Source organism: Chitinophaga tropicalis (assembly GCF_009758205.1).
GTDB classification, from domain to species: Bacteria; Bacteroidota; Bacteroidia; order Chitinophagales; family Chitinophagaceae; genus Chitinophaga; species Chitinophaga tropicalis.
Map to the genome: position 1 here is coordinate 116,971 of NZ_WRXN01000008.1, position 17,229 is coordinate 134,199.

At 43.6% G+C, this 17,229-nt stretch carries 12 protein-coding genes; 8 read left to right on the top strand and 4 right to left on the bottom strand.

The genetic code is table 11. The features are described 5' to 3' along the window. The first annotated feature begins 144 nt into the window (after positions 1-144). The gene (locus GO493_RS18545; RefSeq protein ID WP_157307723.1) at positions 145-816 is read left to right on the top strand and encodes a hypothetical protein; all 672 of its coding nucleotides are present in this window, start codon (positions 145-147) and stop codon (positions 814-816) included. 1 nt (position 817) lies between these two features. Then, positions 818-2,785 carry a hypothetical protein gene (locus GO493_RS18550; RefSeq protein WP_157307724.1) on the top strand — a complete coding sequence of 656 codons (1,968 nt, stop codon included), beginning with the start codon at positions 818-820 and terminating at the stop codon, positions 2,783-2,785. Between the two features lie 181 nt (positions 2,786-2,966). Here the strand turns inward: GO493_RS18550 and GO493_RS18555 are convergent, their stop codons facing one another. Beyond that, positions 2,967-3,941 carry a 3-keto-disaccharide hydrolase gene (locus GO493_RS18555; RefSeq protein ID WP_157307725.1) on the bottom strand — a complete coding sequence of 325 codons (975 nt, stop codon included), beginning with the start codon at positions 3,939-3,941 and terminating at the stop codon, positions 2,967-2,969. Between the two features lie 99 nt (positions 3,942-4,040). Between GO493_RS18555 and GO493_RS18560 the strand changes: the two genes are divergently transcribed. From GO493_RS18560 to GO493_RS18570, 3 genes are all read left to right on the top strand, one after another. Continuing rightward, positions 4,041-4,778, top strand: coding sequence for a class I SAM-dependent methyltransferase (locus GO493_RS18560; protein WP_157307726.1), 738 nt, complete (start codon positions 4,041-4,043; stop codon positions 4,776-4,778). 127 nt (positions 4,779-4,905) lie between these two features. Continuing rightward, positions 4,906-7,734, top strand: coding sequence for a M16 family metallopeptidase (locus GO493_RS18565; RefSeq protein ID WP_157307727.1), 2,829 nt, complete (start codon positions 4,906-4,908; stop codon positions 7,732-7,734). Positions 7,735-7,993: 259 nt separating this feature from the next. Next, the gene (locus GO493_RS18570) at positions 7,994-8,314 is read left to right on the top strand and encodes a hypothetical protein (RefSeq protein ID WP_157307728.1); all 321 of its coding nucleotides are present in this window, start codon (positions 7,994-7,996) and stop codon (positions 8,312-8,314) included. Positions 8,315-8,316: 2 nt separating this feature from the next. Here GO493_RS18570 and GO493_RS18575 read toward each other — a convergent pair whose 3' ends face one another. Next, on the bottom strand, positions 8,317-11,397 hold the full coding sequence (locus GO493_RS18575; RefSeq protein WP_157307729.1) for an AsmA family protein: 3,081 nt from the start codon (positions 11,395-11,397) through the stop codon (positions 8,317-8,319). Positions 11,398-11,742: 345 nt separating this feature from the next. Here GO493_RS18575 and GO493_RS18580 point away from each other — a divergent pair, with 345 nt between their 5' ends. Together GO493_RS18580 and GO493_RS18585 are read left to right on the top strand one after the other, a co-directional pair. Then, a complete protein-coding gene (locus GO493_RS18580; RefSeq protein WP_157307730.1) occupies positions 11,743-12,588 on the top strand; it encodes a hypothetical protein in 846 nt (281 codons plus the stop codon). A 51-nt stretch (positions 12,589-12,639) separates the two neighbouring features. Next, entirely contained in the window at positions 12,640-13,305 is a 666-nt protein-coding gene (locus GO493_RS18585; RefSeq protein ID WP_157307731.1) for a hypothetical protein, read from the top strand. Positions 13,306-13,419: 114 nt separating this feature from the next. Here the strand turns inward: GO493_RS18585 and GO493_RS18590 are convergent, their stop codons facing one another. Both GO493_RS18590 and GO493_RS18595 read right to left on the bottom strand, forming a co-directional pair. Beyond that, positions 13,420-14,928 carry an FAD-binding protein gene (locus GO493_RS18590; RefSeq protein ID WP_157307732.1) on the bottom strand — a complete coding sequence of 503 codons (1,509 nt, stop codon included), beginning with the start codon at positions 14,926-14,928 and terminating at the stop codon, positions 13,420-13,422. A gap of 17 nt (positions 14,929-14,945) precedes the next feature. After that, the gene (locus GO493_RS18595) at positions 14,946-15,299 is read right to left on the bottom strand and encodes a Bor/Iss family lipoprotein (protein ID WP_157307733.1); all 354 of its coding nucleotides are present in this window, start codon (positions 15,297-15,299) and stop codon (positions 14,946-14,948) included. A 613-nt stretch (positions 15,300-15,912) separates the two neighbouring features. On the opposite strand from GO493_RS18595, the gene GO493_RS18600 reads away from it, so the two are divergent. Further along, entirely contained in the window at positions 15,913-17,229 is a 1,317-nt protein-coding gene (locus GO493_RS18600) for a DUF4062 domain-containing protein (RefSeq protein WP_157307734.1), read from the top strand.

Sequence of the window (17,229 nt, forward strand, 5' to 3'; positions counted from 1 at the left end):
ACTAAATTTATGAAATGGCTAGCGGGACGGAAAGGAGGATTTGATGAATGGTAGCAACATTCTAAAAATCCCCAATTATCGTTATTTGATATACAGTTCCTTAGCACTACTTTTGCCTCGGAACGTTGATTATTATACATGACAATGAAAAAAATTTCCGTCATTTGTCTCTTCCTGCTGTCCCTATTCCTCAGCTCCTGTTTTGAAGTGGTCGAGGACATGAAGGTAGACAGGGATGGTTCAGGCAGTATGACGCTGACCGTTAACTTAAGCCAGAGCCGGACAAAGCTGGCCGCCATCATGATGATGGATACTATAAACGGTCATAAAGTGCCTGAACGGCAGGATATACAGCAGGAAATCGATAAACTGGTAACACGACTGAACAGTACTCCAGGCATCTCCAATGCAAAAGGCAATATTGACTTTACAAGCTTTATTGCTGTTATCAGCTTCTCATTCAGGGACGTAGCAAATGTAAACCGGGCTATCAGCAACATTATGGACCAGTACAAGGTCAAGGGCATGAGTGCCGCCAACTACAGTTATAATGAGGCAGAAGGCAGATTTTCAAGGGTTTATAAGAACACAGGGGACGTAAGGGAACAATACAATAAATTACGTGACAGGGACAAGGAAATATTCAGTTCTGCTATGTATATCAGTATTTTCCGCTTTGAAAATACCATAACAGACTACAGCAACAAGCTGTCCAGGGTTGCCAGGAATCAGCTGGCCATCATGCAGCGCTGCTCAGTAAAAGACCTCATCAACGGAAAAACAGATATTTCTAATCAAATACAGTTATCCAAATAGCATGAAACGTGCATTACAGTTAGTTACCCTGTTATTGGCAGGGTACACAGGCATGGCACAGGACCTGGCCTATAAGATCCCCGAAAAGGCCCGTATGGTGGCCAGCTTTAAGGCTGAACAGTTATTCCGGCTCTATCCCGCAGCAGAATTTGATACTTCGGCTATGGGACGGGAGTTATTGGAAAAGATCTCAAGGAAAGGCCCGGCAGACTTTAAAAGCATAGAGGACCTGGGGCTTGACCTGAAAGGGACTATTTATTACTATAGCCAGCATACTGACAGTATCAACTACGATTGCGTACTGATCCCTATCAAAGATGCGGGGAAAGTAGAAAAGCTTTTCACTGAAGATGAGCGTGCGGCCTTTACAAGGCAGAATGGTGTAACAGCCCTGCAGAATGCTGTAAATAAGCCACTGGTAGCATGGAATAACGAAATATTGGTTGTTACATATGGTACGCTGAATAAATATTTCCTGGAAGATTCTACCAATGCAGCAAGATATGGGATCAGCAAGGCCGATGATTATGGGTATGATAATGTAACAGATCCTGTAATATATACAGACAGCGCAATAGCTATAGCAGATAGTGCAGCATACTATGCTGATAGCGCAGCAACGGCAGCAGAACCTCTTACAGACATTGCTGATACTGCCACCCAACCACCTGCAATGGAAGAAATGCCAATGGCGGTGGTTGATTCTTTTGCAACAGTATCTGTAGAAGGTGCGGAAAATGATGCTGCTCCGCCTGTAGCTGAAGATGCTGATGTTCCTCCTCCTCCTGTAGTGGAATCATATTATTTTGATCCTAACAAGGAAAAGCGGGACAGTCTTACAAAAGCCTGGGTGCAGGTATATACAACAGGGATATTCAACAAACCTGCCGGCAGTTCATCTATACTGGCGAACCCTGATTTTATCAAACGTTCGGATAAGAATGCCATCGCATCTTTCTGGCTGGATAACCTGAACAGTACCTATGCCGGTTTCCTGCCTTACTATTACATGAGATATGGCAGTCTTTTCCAGGGATATGGCAGCATCAATGCCAGGATGTACATGAATAATGATAACATGCGTATAACGGGTGAGTTAGGGCTGGATGATGCAAAAACAGCATCCTATAAAAAGATATACAACAGGAAACTGAACAAGAAATTCCTGAAATATATCAATAGCGACAGCCTTATCGGGTTTATGAGCTATGCTTTTGATACGAAGGCTTACCTGGATGAAATACCCCGTATGCTTAATGGTATTTATGGCATGTATAAAGATGAAACTGAAATTGGTGCAGACCTGTTCTCTCTTTTGCTGGATGAGGAAGCGGTTGCTAAAGTTGCCAAGGGTGATGCGCTGTTCGTGCTGAGCAATGTTTCTGCGAAAGAAGTTTCTTATCATACCTATGCGTACGATGAGAACTATGAATATAAAGATACCGTAAAGACAAAGACAGAGACCCTGCCGGATTTCCTTTTCATGTTCTCTTCAGAGGATGCACGGTTGTTTGTTAAGCTGCTGGAATATGGTATCAAAAAGGGGAAAGTAACTTTTGCCCATAATATTTACAGTATTACTTCAAGCAGGAAAAATCCTTTCAACCTGCATATTCTTTTCAAGGATGGGATAGTATTTTTGGGAACTTCGCTTACTGATATGGAACAGATCAGTACTGATACGTACCGGGGTAATCTTTCAAGGCAGCATGAAGAGTTGCTGATGAAGAATAATATGACTCTGTACTTTAATCCTAATCATCTGGGGAATAAGTTGTTTGAAGGGGAGTTCAGGGATCTGGGTGCGATTGCGGATAACCTGAAAGGAATGGGAGATGTTTATATAAAATCGGCTGGTGTAAAGGATAATAGTGTTTCGTTTGATCTTGTGAGTGAGGTACCGAAGGATAAGGGGAATGCGCTTAAGTATTTTATAGCTCTTATGCAGGATATAAGTAAGTTGAAATAGTATGGTGCGGAGATTGCACCAAAAAAGCGCTTTTGCCTTCGGCAAAAGCGCTTTTTTGGTGTTTAGGCCTGCGGCAGGCTTTATTTTGAGAGGATGGTTTGCAGCTGGCTTTTTGTAAAAGAGAGCGAGGGACCGACCTTTCAAAAGTAGATGGCCTGCGGCAGGCTTTTTAGAAAGGGAATTATTGTGCTGGTGTGATCACGATTTTGCGGAACTCTATCGGACCATGGTCTCCCTGAATATAGATAGGCCCAGGTTCTCCTTCATTGCTATCCAGTGCACCGCCGGTAATACCTGGGATTTCCTGGTTGCTGATCACGGTTTTACCATTCACTGCAATAGTCACCATTCTTCCTATCAAAGTAATATCATAGCTCTGCCATTGATCCGGTCCTAATGTCTCTATTTCACTTGGAGCCAGGAAGCCGTATACACCGCTGAACAATACACTGGAAGGATGTGTACCCTTAGGGCTATCTTCTATCTGTACTTCATAGCGGCCTCTCAGGTAAACCCCGCTGTTACTGCCTTTCTGGTAACGGAATTCAACATGCAATTTAAAGTCAGTAAAGGTCTGTCTGGACACGAGATTTACGCCTCCGTGCGGGCTGGTGAGGATACCATTTTTTACTACCCACTGGTTCTTTTCCTTTATTTCCCAGCCGGTCAGATCTTTACCGTTGAACAGGTTGATAGCTTTTCCCCAGGCAGGAGCAGCTGTTCTTTTGAGATAAGGGGCTTTTACGCCTTTCCAGTTATACTTTTTGCCTTCGCTGGTGGTGATGGTGCCTTCAATACCAGCCCCTGCCAGCGCACCTTCGATCACAAAATCGAGGTCGCCGTTCTCCCATTGCGGAGGGATGGTAAAACTAAACTTACCGTTATCAAAATTAACTTTTGCTACCGGGCGGGCACTTCCGCTGCTGGCTACAAAATAGCCTACCAGTGTACGGGTACCGGAGAGCTTTACTTCCAGCCAGGCAGGAGCAGGTTTTCCATTTTCATCAATGGTTATATCCCAGCGGCCTATGAGCTCTTTATAATCAGCTGTACCGTTAACAGCTTTCTCCACTGAGTTTACACCGGCAGAAACCGTGTGTACCACACTGAGTAAGGTCATACAACTGAGACCCAGGACAAGAAAAGGTTTACGCATATGAAATATCGGTTTATTGTATTACAAGAGATACCTGAATGCAACAAGATAGATTTAATTTTAGTTTTTTGCAAAGTACTGAATTGGTAGTATTGTAATATGAAAGATAACTTCTCCACTCAATCGGACCATTATGCCAGATATCGTCCCGGCTATCCGGATGAGCTGTTCAGCTATATAGCGGAGCTGACACCGGGTAAGGAAGCCGCCTGGGACTGCGGAACAGGGAACGGGCAGGTAGCTGGAAAACTGGCGGCATATTTCAGGCAGGTCTATGCCACAGATATCAGCCAGAACCAGCTGGACAATGCTATTCCTTCACCCAACATCTCTTATTCGCTACAACCGGCGGAAAAGACCAGCTTCCCTGACAAACTTTTCGATCTGATCATAGTAGCCCAGGCTATACACTGGTTCAATTTCGATGATTTTTACAGGGAAGTGAAGCGTACCCTTAAACAGGAAGGTTATCTTGTAGTAACAGGTTATCATCTGCTGCAGATAGCGGAAGAGATGGATGCTTTGATCCGCTCCTTCTATGAGGATGTAGTAGGACCATACTGGGACGAGGAAAGAAGATATATTGATGAAAAATACCAGACCATCCCCTTCCCTTTCGAAGAGATCAGGACACCGGAATTTTCACTGAAACTGGAATGGACGCTGGAACATCTGCTGGGATATCTTAATACATGGTCGGCCGTTAAACATTTCCAGAAGAAAAATGGCTATAACCCGGTAGATGAATTAAAAGAAGGACTGAGGAGAGCATGGGGAGACCAGGAGTACCGGACTATCACGCTGCCGTTGTTATTGAGAATAGGCAGACTGCGATGAACGCCTGCCATTGAATTTTACCGTTGCCCCATATGCAGGATCATTGAATCTAAAGAAACCGTATATTGGCGGCCGGAAAGAAAGTACTGTAATACAGCTTCTTCCTTTATAGAACCAACCACCAACCATGAGAAATAAGATCTTCTTAGCACTGCTAACCGCATCCTTATGCGGTTACGTCAGCATGCCGGACGCAACGGCACAGAGCACTACAGGTAGCAGCAACACCAAAATTCCACTGGACCCTGCCGTCCACACAGGACAACTACCTAACGGACTGACTTACTTTATCCGTAAGAACAATTACCCGGAAAAGAGGGTACTGCTGTACATCGTTACAAAAGCAGGTTCTGTCCTGGAAGCAGAGAACCAGCGTGGGCTGGCACACTTCCTTGAGCACATGAACTTCAACGGCACCACTCATTTTCCTAAGAATGAGCTGGTAAGCTACCTGGAGAAATCAGGTGTTAAATTCGGGGCAGACCTGAATGCCTATACTTCATTCGATGAAACAGTGTACCAGCTGCCTCTCCCCTCTGACGATCCTGCTGTACTGGCCAATGGCCTGCAGATCATCCGTGACTGGGCGCATGGCGCTCTCCTGGAACCGACAGAGATAGATAAGGAAAGAGGCGTGATACTGGAAGAGAAAAGGGCAAGGAGCGGCTTACAGCAAAGGGTAATGGACAAGACCTTGCCAATGCTGTTAAATAAATCTATCTATGCAGACCGCCTGCCTATTGGGACGGAACAGGTGCTACGCAATTTCAAACCAAAGGAAATAAGGGACTTTTATGATCAATGGTACAGACCAGACCTGCAGGCAGTGATCGTTGTAGGTGATATAGATCCTGTGGCAATGGAGCAAAAGATCAAAACACTCTTTGCAGATCTTAAGAACCCTGCCAGTGAGAAAAAGCGTCCCGTTTATTCTATTCCCCTTACAGGAAAGAAACAGTTCCTGACCTTTACCGATGCAGAAGCACAACAGGTAAGAGTAGAACTGATCAATAAATTCAGATCAGCGCCACTGAAAACAATGGGCGACTATCGCAACCAGCTTGTTGAAAACCTGATGGACGGTATGCTGACACAACGTTACAGCAGACTGGCACATTCTAAAGATGTATCTTATGTATCTGCCAATGTTGGCACTTCGGGTTATATGGCAGACCTGGATGTTTTCAGCTTTGCAGTAACATTGAAACCTGGTCAGGCTGAAAATGGTTTTAAAATGGCTTACCGGGAGTTAAGCAGGGTGAATAAAGATGGTTTTACCCAGCCGGAACTGGACTTCTGTAAAAAGACCATGGAGAACAACCTGGAAAGAATGCTGCGCGAAAAAGATAAAGTTCAGTCGTCCAACTATGTAGATGGGTATCTTTCCTGTTTTACAAAAGAGGAAGCTGCACCGGATATTAACACAGAATATGCTCTCAGTAAGAAATACCTGGCGGAAATAACACTGGAAGATATCAATCGGCTGGTGAAACGTCTTATCAACCTCCCCGACCAGGATATTGTAATTACCGGTCCTGATAAGGAGAAAGATGCCATCCCTACCCAGCAACAGCTGAATGAGTGGATATCACAGGTGAAAAGCGAAAAAACAGAACCATACAATAACAATACTGCTAATGAGCAGCTGATACAGCACCTGCCTCCTGCCGGGAAAGTACTCTCATCCACAGAACTGGCTTCTCCGGCTACTACCATGTATACACTTTCCAATGGTGTTAAGGTAGTTTTCAAGCCAACGGATTTCAAGAATGATGAGATACTGATCAATGCTTTCAAAGCCGGCGGTACATCACTGTGTACTGACAATGATTATATTTCGGCCGCCAATGCCGCCACTATTATTTCTGCCGGTGGTGTGGGTAATTTCAATTTAGATGACCTGAGAAACCAGCTGAACGGGAAAAGCTTGCAGGTAGCTCCGTATATCAATGAACTGTATGAAGGTTTTAATGGTGCGTCCAGCAAAAAAGACCTGGAAACGGCTTTACAGCTGATACATCTTTACATGACCCAGCCAAGAAAAGATACGGTGATGTTCAACAATATCGTTTCCAATGCCCGTGTCAGTCTTGCTGCAAAAAGCAGGAGCGCTGATGCGGTTTTTGGAGATACTGTTGCTACTGTGCTGGGGAATTATCACCCGAGAAGAATATCTCCGGATACGGCTACTATTAAGAACCTGAGCCTGGAGAAAGCATATGATTTTTACAAATCCAGCTTCAGCAATGCTAACGGGTTTACCTTTATATTTACCGGCAGCTTTACGCCGGAACAGCTTCTGCCCCTGTGCGAGCAGTATCTTGGCAGCCTGCCTTCAGATACTACTGTAAAGAGTAGTTTCCGTGATCTTAAGATCCAGATACCGGAGGGGACGCAGGAGCACCTGGTATATAAAGGCAGCAATCCCCGTTCAACGGTGCAACTGGTGATAAGCGGCAATCATGAGTACAAGCAAGTTAATAATATCCAGCTACAGGCGCTTTCTGAGATCATAGAATTGAGGCTTACCGAGCGTTTGCGTGAGACTGAAGGCGGTGTGTATACTCCGCAGACGAATGTCAGCTATGTGAAGTATCCTAAGAATACGTATTACTTCGTGATCCGTTTTGTGTGTGCGCCGGAGAATGCGCAGAAGCTGGCGGATGCTGCGAGAGAGGAGGTGCTGGCGCTGGCGGAGAAGGGAGTGCCTGCAGGGGACCTGGAGAAGTTTAAGGCAGAGAGTTTGAGGGGGTTTCAGGTGCAGTTGCGGGAGAATAAGTTCTGGTTGAGTGTGTTGAGTAGTAAGTTGGCTAATGGGGAGAGTTTGGGGGATGTTGATAGTTATGAAAAAGTAGTTAATGGGTTGACTATAGATGCGCTTCAGAATGCAGCGAAGAAGTATCTTGATACGAAGAATTATATAAAGTTTATTTTGTATCCTGAGGGGAAGAAATGATCAAAAAAAACGCTTTTGCCTTCGGCAAAAGCGTTTTTTTTGAAGGTTATGGCCTGCGGCCGGCTTTTCTTCAGAAAGGAATTAAAGCTATTTTGAGAGAGAGCTGATCTGCGGCTTTTTTTTGAGAAGTGTGTACTGTTTCAGGAAATTAAAACGTTTTTGAGAGAGAATTGATCTGTTAACGTTTTTTGGTTGTTTGAAATCCATGAAAACCGTTTCTCCGTAAATAAGTGTACTATCAACATTAATTCCACATCCTATGTCCAGAGAGCTGCAAAAGTTAGAGCAATTAAAAACCGACCTATTCGACTGTATTTCTGATAAAATTGATATCCTGAACTTCCGCCTTAAACTAATACAGATCTGTTCCTGTATAGCCACCTGCTCTGTTCAGTACCAGGACCAATACCTGATCCCGGAACTGAAAAAAGCGCTCCATATTATTTCAGACACGGGCAATAATGCAACGAGGCAAGCTAAGGTGAGCCTGGAAGATGTGAGTAATGTCATTACTGCCATTGATATGATCATGCTACTGTTGCAGGAGGAAGCAGAAGCGCCTGTATTTGAGCTTCTTTAACATCAATCTGCATCGTCAGACCTCTCCAGGGAGTCTTTGCTGTTACCACGGCGTAATTTTACTACCGGATTACGCTGACTGCCTGTTACATTGAAAGGGATACCCCAGATTCCCAGGGGTGGTAATCCTATGCGTCCTTTCAGGCTGAGGCGGCCGTCAAAGCTTACCTGTCCTTCAAAACGAGGCCGGAGGCCTGCAATACGCATTTTAGTCTTTTCGATGGTGATAATGTTATTGGCGATAGCAGACCTGATATCGACTTCTGAGAGATCAGGGTCTTTCATATCATGTTTGCCTGTAGATCTGCTTACTGCATTGAACAACTTAAATCCTTTGATCTTTATCTTCTTAAGGGACAATACCCCCTCGCCTTTCAGGGAAGGATATACTACTCTCATATTTTCATCCAGCCTGCCATTCACATGATAATCCAATCCGACGATACCGCTTGCAGATGCGGCAGATGAAGCCATATCATGAAACAGCTGAATCTCATTGTAGGCGCGTTTTATGTCAAATTCCTTTGCATTGATATGATAATCGAACACTGCACTTTGTTTATTCAGGCTGGCGTACTGTCCGTTCATCTCAACAGGGGCACCGATAATATTAAAGCCTGTCCTGTTCATCTGTAAAGTACCATTACTCATTAAGAGCTGTCCGTGGAAACGCCGGATATCAATTCCCTTATACCGTACTTTTTCTGCCGCAGCATTGAGGGTCAATGCCAGGTTGTCCGGTATTACTACAACGCCGGGAGTGCCGGTATCGTCAAAGTCGGTTTCAGTGTAAGACATCAGCTCATCTACGAGGATATACCTGCTCTTCAGGTCAAAAACGCCCTGCAGCTGCTGTCCTTTCTGTGTAATGTACCCTACCAGGTTATATAAGTGCCCATCCAGCCTGAGATCAGACTTCCCATAATGTGCGTCGAACTTGTCAAACCACATCTTATCTTCTTCAAAACGGAAGACACCATTATCAATGTGAAATGGCAGAGGAAAGAGGTCAGATTTCACTGTTACACCCTTCAGCGTGAGCGAACCTTTGTTCAACAGTTTGTCATACTGGCTGGTCATCGCGTCATTACGGGTACCCTGCAGGGAGAGATCTGTTTTGATATATCCATTCACATCATATCCTTCCTTACCCAGCACTTTATATATCCTGCCAAGATCTATCACTCCATTAGCTGATATATTATACTGCAGGTTATCAAAGTTATTGAGGGCAGCTTTCAGTGTGAAAGTCTGTCCTTCAAACTGAAAAGTTACCGGTTTAATATCTACTTTCAGCGACTGGAAATTGCCGGCCGTATCTGTCAATACAGCGTTGACGTTAATCTTTTCAATGGGATGTTTGTAATATTTTGTTTCTACGGTCCCGTTATCCATATTCAGAGTAGCGGTAGTTACCGGGAATAAACTTCTGGCCGGCTGATAGATACCTTTACTCAGAACGTTGAAATTCAGCTCGCCGTCCAGGTCAATACCATCCAGCGGATAAAACTCTTCTACTTCCGCCATATGCAGCTGTCCCTGTAAGCTGGCATCTATCTGTGGTTCCTGCGCATTGTTTAACCGGAGATAACCTCTGATATAGTTACCCAGCGCCTGGGCGTTGATCCTGTCAACGTTAACATGCACATTGGCATAGTTATTATCAGGGCAATATGCCTGCATCTCGAATCCTATCTGGCGGACAGGTTCTGACATACCTTTGAATTTCAGATAACCATTGCTGAGAGCTGAACTGAAGTTAAACACCGGGATGCTGCTGATAGTACCGTTTTCCTGTATATATCTGCCATCTGCCTTCAGGTGGGCCTGCAGGCGGCCCTGCAGATCGAAATCTTTCCAGCCCATCGCCTTGCTCCATTTCTCCATGTCGATATCGGCATCCATCTTTGCATGGATATCGGGTCTTGTCAGTCCTGTGATCCTGATAGCAGAATTGAAATATCCATTATCCAGTTTGAAATAGACAGAATCAGCGTTGATGGTAAGCCTGTCTGTGTTCATTTGCGGCAGTTTTACCTGGAAATCCAGGTGCAGGCCTTCTATCTTATAAGGAGCGCCGGAACCGGCAATCACACCTTCCTTTATTTTTATGTTGAAGTCAAAGTCCGGTATCCTGTTGGTTTTCGCCACATACTTTCCTGTCAGCGAAGCGTTTACTTCGGCAGTCCCTTTGATGTCTGCGTTTTCCAGCCAGGATATGTATTTGGAAGGCAATGCGCTGAGCAGGTCATCCAGGCCGGATTCTACAGAGCTCAGTTTAAAATCCATTTTGTACCCGTTCTTCAGGAAACTGAACTCTCCTTTTAACCGCATGGGTAAGCGGTTAATTTTCAGGTCATTCTTTTCAAAAATGAAATTCAGGGAGCGGGTGTTGATACGGGTAATCAGGTTACCGTCCAGTTTCTTGGATTGGATATAGGGAACGCCTCCATAAGAGAGATCGAACGATGTAATGCCGATATGTGAGTACAGGTCAAACTGTGACTTGCTCAGGTTTCCTTTGCCAACATAGTTTACATCGCTGGCGCGGATATGTAAAGCGAGGGATTTATCATTATAGATGATCCTGCAATGTTCCAGCTGTATCTTTTCTATTTTCAGCGACACACCTGTGCTGTCTGAAGATTTGTTTCCCTGACCGGTAGATTTGTATACGTTATAATTGGGACGGCCTTCTGTATCTACCAATACATGCACCTTTCCCTGTGTGAGGTAGATCTTATCTATCCTGGTATTGCCGGAAAAGATGCTGGTCAGGTTTACTCCTAATGCCACTTCATCGGCAGCTATCAGCGTGTCATGTTCAAAGGGAGCAGATCCTTTCAGGCTGAAATCGTGTAATGTCAGTGTTAATGAGGGGAAATGGTTAAAGAATGACAATCTTGCCTTAGAAAAATCAATTTCACCTGTGATGTTATTATTGGCCCAGGTTTTTATCTTTCTCGAAACGGCCCCTGGAAATAATAAAGGCAGCAAAAATAATAATAGCAACATTGCCACGACGGATATTGAAGTAATTTTCAATGTCTTCCGTGCGGCTCTCATCATGGTATCACTAAGCATAAGGTATAGGAGCGTTTGAAAGCACAGTGCTTGCGGCGCAAAGATAGTTTAATCCTGATATGTTTTAAAAAAACATCATGTTTAGTTGTGTAGCTGTTTAAATTTCATTTTAATGTACAATGCGAAAAACTGCTCAAAAACTGGGTTTCGCCTTCGGCAAAACCCAGTTTTTGAGGGAGATTTTTTTTTGCGCTGCGCGCGGCTGATTTTTTGAGGCGGAGGTTTTTACCGGGAAAAATCCCCTTATGCTTCCGTTGAATCTCCCATTATTACTCCTCAGCTCACTTTCTACCTTTGACTTGTCAGTGAATCAGCATTTTTAATCATCAAATAAACCCCATCACAATGTTAACGAACTACCTCGCTCTTGTCAGCGAATCCCCATCCGTCACATTTGCAGAAACCGCACAAATAGCGGCAGCAATTCAAAAGCAGATCACAAGGGATTTTACGCCTATCTGGGGCGTTCCAGCCACGCTGGATGTATTTACCTCCCTGGATGATGTACCGCCGGATTACTGGACCACTATCATCAGGGATGATATTGGCTTTGATGCCGCCGGTATACACCTGGACAGGAATGGTCAGCCTTATGCACTGGTAATGGCCAGTAAGGTAACGGCGCTCACCTGTAGTCATGAGATCATTGAAATGCTGGTAGATCCGTTTGGAGACCGCTTCGTTGCGTCACAATCCATCAAGCCCGGTCAGGGCAGGGTAAATTACCTGGTGGAAGCATGCGATCCCTGTGAAGGGGAACACCTGGGTTACCATATTAATGGTATCCTGGTTTCCGACTTCTATACGCCTAATTTCTTTGATCCTGTGTTCAGCCCTTCTGTACGGTACAGCTATACAGGAGCGGTGAAAGAGCCCCGGCAGATATTGAAAGATGGTTATATCTCCTGGCGGATACCGGAAACGGGGGAATGGTGGCAGGCAGTGTACAGGGATAAGCTTGAGTTCAAACCTCTTGGGGTGCTTAATAAGGCTGATGGCAATTCATGGCGGGAGATGATTGACAGGGTTACTAAAGAGCCGTTGAAGAAACTGGTTAATAATAATCAGCTTACGGAAGCTCCGCTGGCCGCTTCGATGCTGGCGCCGGCTTTTACAAATGCGTCTAAAGGGTGGGCTGCGCAGTTAAGGGAGGATATTGACCTGGTGATGAAGGGTGGTAAGGTGCATTAGATCATAGTTTTTTATTTAATCCCATATTTCTAAACACTAAAACCAACAAACATGTTACCAAACGGAATGGTCCTTAAAGGGGGACACTTAAGTTCATTAAACCGCAATTTAGAAATTGATCTTGCCCCCGATCACGCGGAAGTGCGTGGATTTGGTCAGCCGATCACGCAGCAGGCGGCATCGGTGATGGTTGATGATTATGTGAATGATATCAAGAAAGCTAATGATCTGCTTTTAAAAATAGAGGGTGATATTACCCTCAAAGATATTGCAGCTGATCAGGGCTTTGGTATTATCAAAGATCTTTTAAGTCTTACAACACAGACGGTATCCGGTGTGTTTGGCAAAGAAATCATTCTTCAGATCCTGGCACAGAGGAATTGCGAAGGGATACGTTATGCGGTTGGTAAATCAAATGGGAAAAATACGCTTATTCTTGTAGGCGTGACAGAAGATGCAGAAGGAATACCGAGAGAAGAGAATGGTGAAATGATACCTCCTTCAAAAGCCATCGTTAATAAAGATTTCAATGAGCTCCCCGCTCTTAGCAGGGTTAACGGGAATGGCGCTACAGCTGACGGCCCTCCTCCTGAGAGCAATATCAGTATCAATTATGTGATGGCAGAAGTGCATCGTGGTAGTCTGACGATTGCACAACTTGAGGATTTGTTCGGGATAGTGCAGCCTCCGTCATTTGTGCTGTTTGGAAGCTATTAGAGCGAATTGATCAAAAAAGATCGCTTTAGCCTTCGGCTAAAGCGATCTTTTTTGAGGGGGTATTGGTCTGCAGCCAGCTAAAAACTGTTTTGAGAATAAAAGATGCTTTTAAAATTATGCGATATCAATGCCCCACTGCTTCATTACATTGTTGCTAAAAATGCTGGTCATATCAGCAGTCACTACTCTTGCCCTTGCCAGCCGGAACTGCAAGAGATTGCTACCATACATCTGCTGCATGCGTTCCGGGCTGAGTGTATTTACCTTCCCCCAATGAAAAGTAAACGGTATTCCCAGCTGATCTAACCTGTCCCATACCGCATCATAATAATGCAGCGTTTCAGGGGAAAGCACCCCATCCAGCTCCATTATACAGGTAACCGGTGTGAAGCGGGTAAAAGCCATTGTAGCCGGGGAGGCTTTTACAAAGCGAAAAGCAAACAGACCGGCAAACGGGCCTGCGGATCTGTTCACGTCCTTCAGTACCGCTATTACCTGTTCTACAGCATTCAATGGCAAGCCTATGGCGGCGCTGGATACTTTGCCGTGCAGGGTGGTATTACTGAATATCTCCCCTAACCGGCCAAATTGCCCTTCATGTAAGGTAAGGCTGGCGGCCAATACCTTGTTGACCAAGGTGGGGACCAGCGCGGGGATTACGCCCGCCAGTTTCCCGATAAAGCAGGGAGCATCATCTCCCGGTCCTATACCGGCGCCATTGGGTTTGGGCGGTTCATAGCCGGTGCGGTAAGGACGTTTATACATAGTAGTAATATACATCCTGTTCTGCTTATCATAGGGATTGATAAGCATCTGCAGGTGGAATGGCCGGACTCCCGGGAAGGGAAGCTGGCTATTGAAAAAGTCGAGATTTGTCAATTGTTTTACCAGCTGCTGGTCATAAGGAATATGCCGCATGTATGATTCCAGCAGAAAATCGTCCTCAGCTTCTATCATCACACCATGGATAAAACCGAAAGCCCCCATGCTGACAAGAGCAGCATTGAAAACGGTATCATCTCTTACCAGTGTAGCTCCAAGTCTGTCAGGGAAAGTATCTGCCATTACAGGGCGGGAATTCCTTTCCAGCCAGATATGGCTGTCCGGCCCTGTTATGATATGCAGGGCCACTACCCCGTCGTGTATGGCCCCGAAGTCAATGGCAGCGCCATGTGTGCCGGTGGCAATTGCTCCGGCAATAGTTTGTCCGTTGCTGGCGCCACAGGTAGACATGGAAAGGCCTCTTTCATGCAGGACCTGGTGCAGTTCCCAGATACGGTTGCCACACTGGGCAAGGATAAGCCGCTTTGCATCTCCGGTGTAAGCGGGTGACACACTGGCCTGGGATATGGGGAAACGGATATTCAGTGGTTTGGTGTTCAGGATAATACCACTGCTGGCTGCAATAGGAGTAAATGACCAGCAGCCGCCTACGGTACGTAAGGGGATGTTATCCCTTATCGCATCCTTAATGATCTGCTGTATACCTTTGGTTGTATCATTGTAGATATCGAGCGCATTGCCTGAGGTTTCGTTACCCAGATCGTAAAAATCCCTTACAGGTTGTGTAAAGGTTTCATGCTCGTTATGCCAGGAGAAGGGGCCTGATTTTATAATTTTCATAATGGGGTTATTTGATATTACAAAGGAGTTACCTGCGGCTGACAAGGAACAGAACAGCCCCATTCTATTGCTATGGGGCAATAAATACCTAATGTACAGACCGTTAAAAGGGCATTGCCGAAGTTAGTTTTCACTTTTACTTCTGCTACCCCGTTTACGCCTAATGAGTCGCAGACGGGGGTACGGATCAACTGGGGCTTATTTACCAGTCCCCAGAAGAGGCTGTATGTCTTTACGCGGTTCATGGGAGTGCCGGTTACAGAAGGTTGGGCGTGTGTGGCGAGGCGGTAGGAATAGCAGTGGCTGAAAAGCAGGATAATAGCAAATAGTGATAGTATCATGCTGATGGGCCGGGGTGATGAGCAAGGCATAATATTGGTTTTTGGGGTGAATTGGTATGTAAAAATAGTTGATTGTGGGGAATATATTAATCCAATACCTATTTCAGTTAATTGAACATTCATTGGCACTGATGTATGAATTAAATATATCTTATGTCCAAAGAATATCTAAGCAGAGGACCTTATAAATTATCTCATTTGATTCACCGATGGTGAATACTGGATTATAAAATTAAAATAGAACATTCTTTCAACCACTTTCAAAAAAAGCATCTAACATCTCTCCAAAATGCTATAACTCTTTTCTTATTTCATATATGAAAATTATATCCTTCTCATATAAAATTCTATAGATATATACATGCTACTTATTTTTTGCTTTAACTTATTATTAACACAATTCAAATAGTAGCTTCTTATTTTAGACCTATACAAATTACTCTTAAAGAAGTCATTGCTATATCATTAACTACATACTATGATCTTGAATACAAAATGCTATTTTGGGAGTAATTTTAAAATCAAGAGATAAAAATATTTATTATGTAAATCTTGAATAAATAGCATTAATAATCTTATTTTTATAACAACAACAAGATATAATCAAAATATACTATATAATTATCCCTAAGTATCCCCTAGTATGCCCGGTTATACTGTATATCTATCATCTACCTTTCTAGACCTCAAAGCTTACCGTGAGGAAGTAAATACACTTTTTAAAAATCTTCCAGGTGAATTTGCCTTGGTCAGAATGGAGACATATAATGCAAGGAACATGCAAACATTAGAGGCTTGTTTAACTGATGTCAAACAATGCGATATTTATATATTATTGGTTGGAAACAGATATGGATTTATTCCAGAAGATGAGCAAAAAAATCCGGAAGGTAAGTCAATAACCGAACTCGAATACGAGACGGCAATGAAGTTTGAGTCTAAGATGAAATTCCTTTTCCTTATAGATGAGAATAGTACTAACATTGAAGATGATGACCAGGAAGAAAAAATAAGATTGAATAAAAAAAATTTATTGAAAGAATTCCGAAAAAAGGTAAGTCACAACTTGTCCTCTCCTATTCCTGTCAAAGAACCTCAAGAACTTGTTCTCAAAATTTCCTCTACTCTAATCTCATGGCTAAATTCTAAAACGGTCACAGATAAGAAGATCCTTGACGAGAGATGGAAATATTGCTGTGACAGGTCTGTCCAATATGCGTCTTATGAAATAGGAAGAATTCAGCATAATTCAAACTTCCATGTCTTTATCTCGCATGGCAACAAAGATGACCTTGGATCTAATCTGGTTAATCGATGTACAATATTCTCGCTACAACTTCATGAGAAAGATATATTTTCTATATCGTTAAATGAAATCTATCAAGGAGATTATGAGATAAGTAAACAGCGCTTTCTACAGCAACTCCAATTAAAACTGCCCGCAATTAATAAGCTCTTTTCTCAAACGTATGAACTACCTCAAAGCGATACAAAAAACCTAGGAGTGTATCTCTTAAATTGCCCCGAGCGTTTCCTAGATGAGAAAAAAATTGATTTCTTAGTTAGGTTCTTTGAAGAAATGTATAACAAATACAAGGAGAGTGCCTTTCTTTATCAAATTTATTTATTTGTCAATATCGAAGATCAACATGAACATGGAGAAGATTCCGGCATCGTCACTACATTAAAGAGTCTGATGGGAACATCTTATTCGAAGGATAAGTCACATCCGTATATTTCTTGTCTCCCTAGATTCGGTTTAGCAAGCCAAGAACTTATAAAAATTTGGATACGAGAATATATAACGAGTGACCAAGGGCAATTGGAAGATTTATTTGAAGCACATTTTGAGGCTCTACCAGAAGAGTTCCGGATGAGAATAGCAGAAAAAAGTATAAGAGAATTTTATAGAAGGATTAACAATAATGATTATAGCATCATGAATATTATTAATTCATAA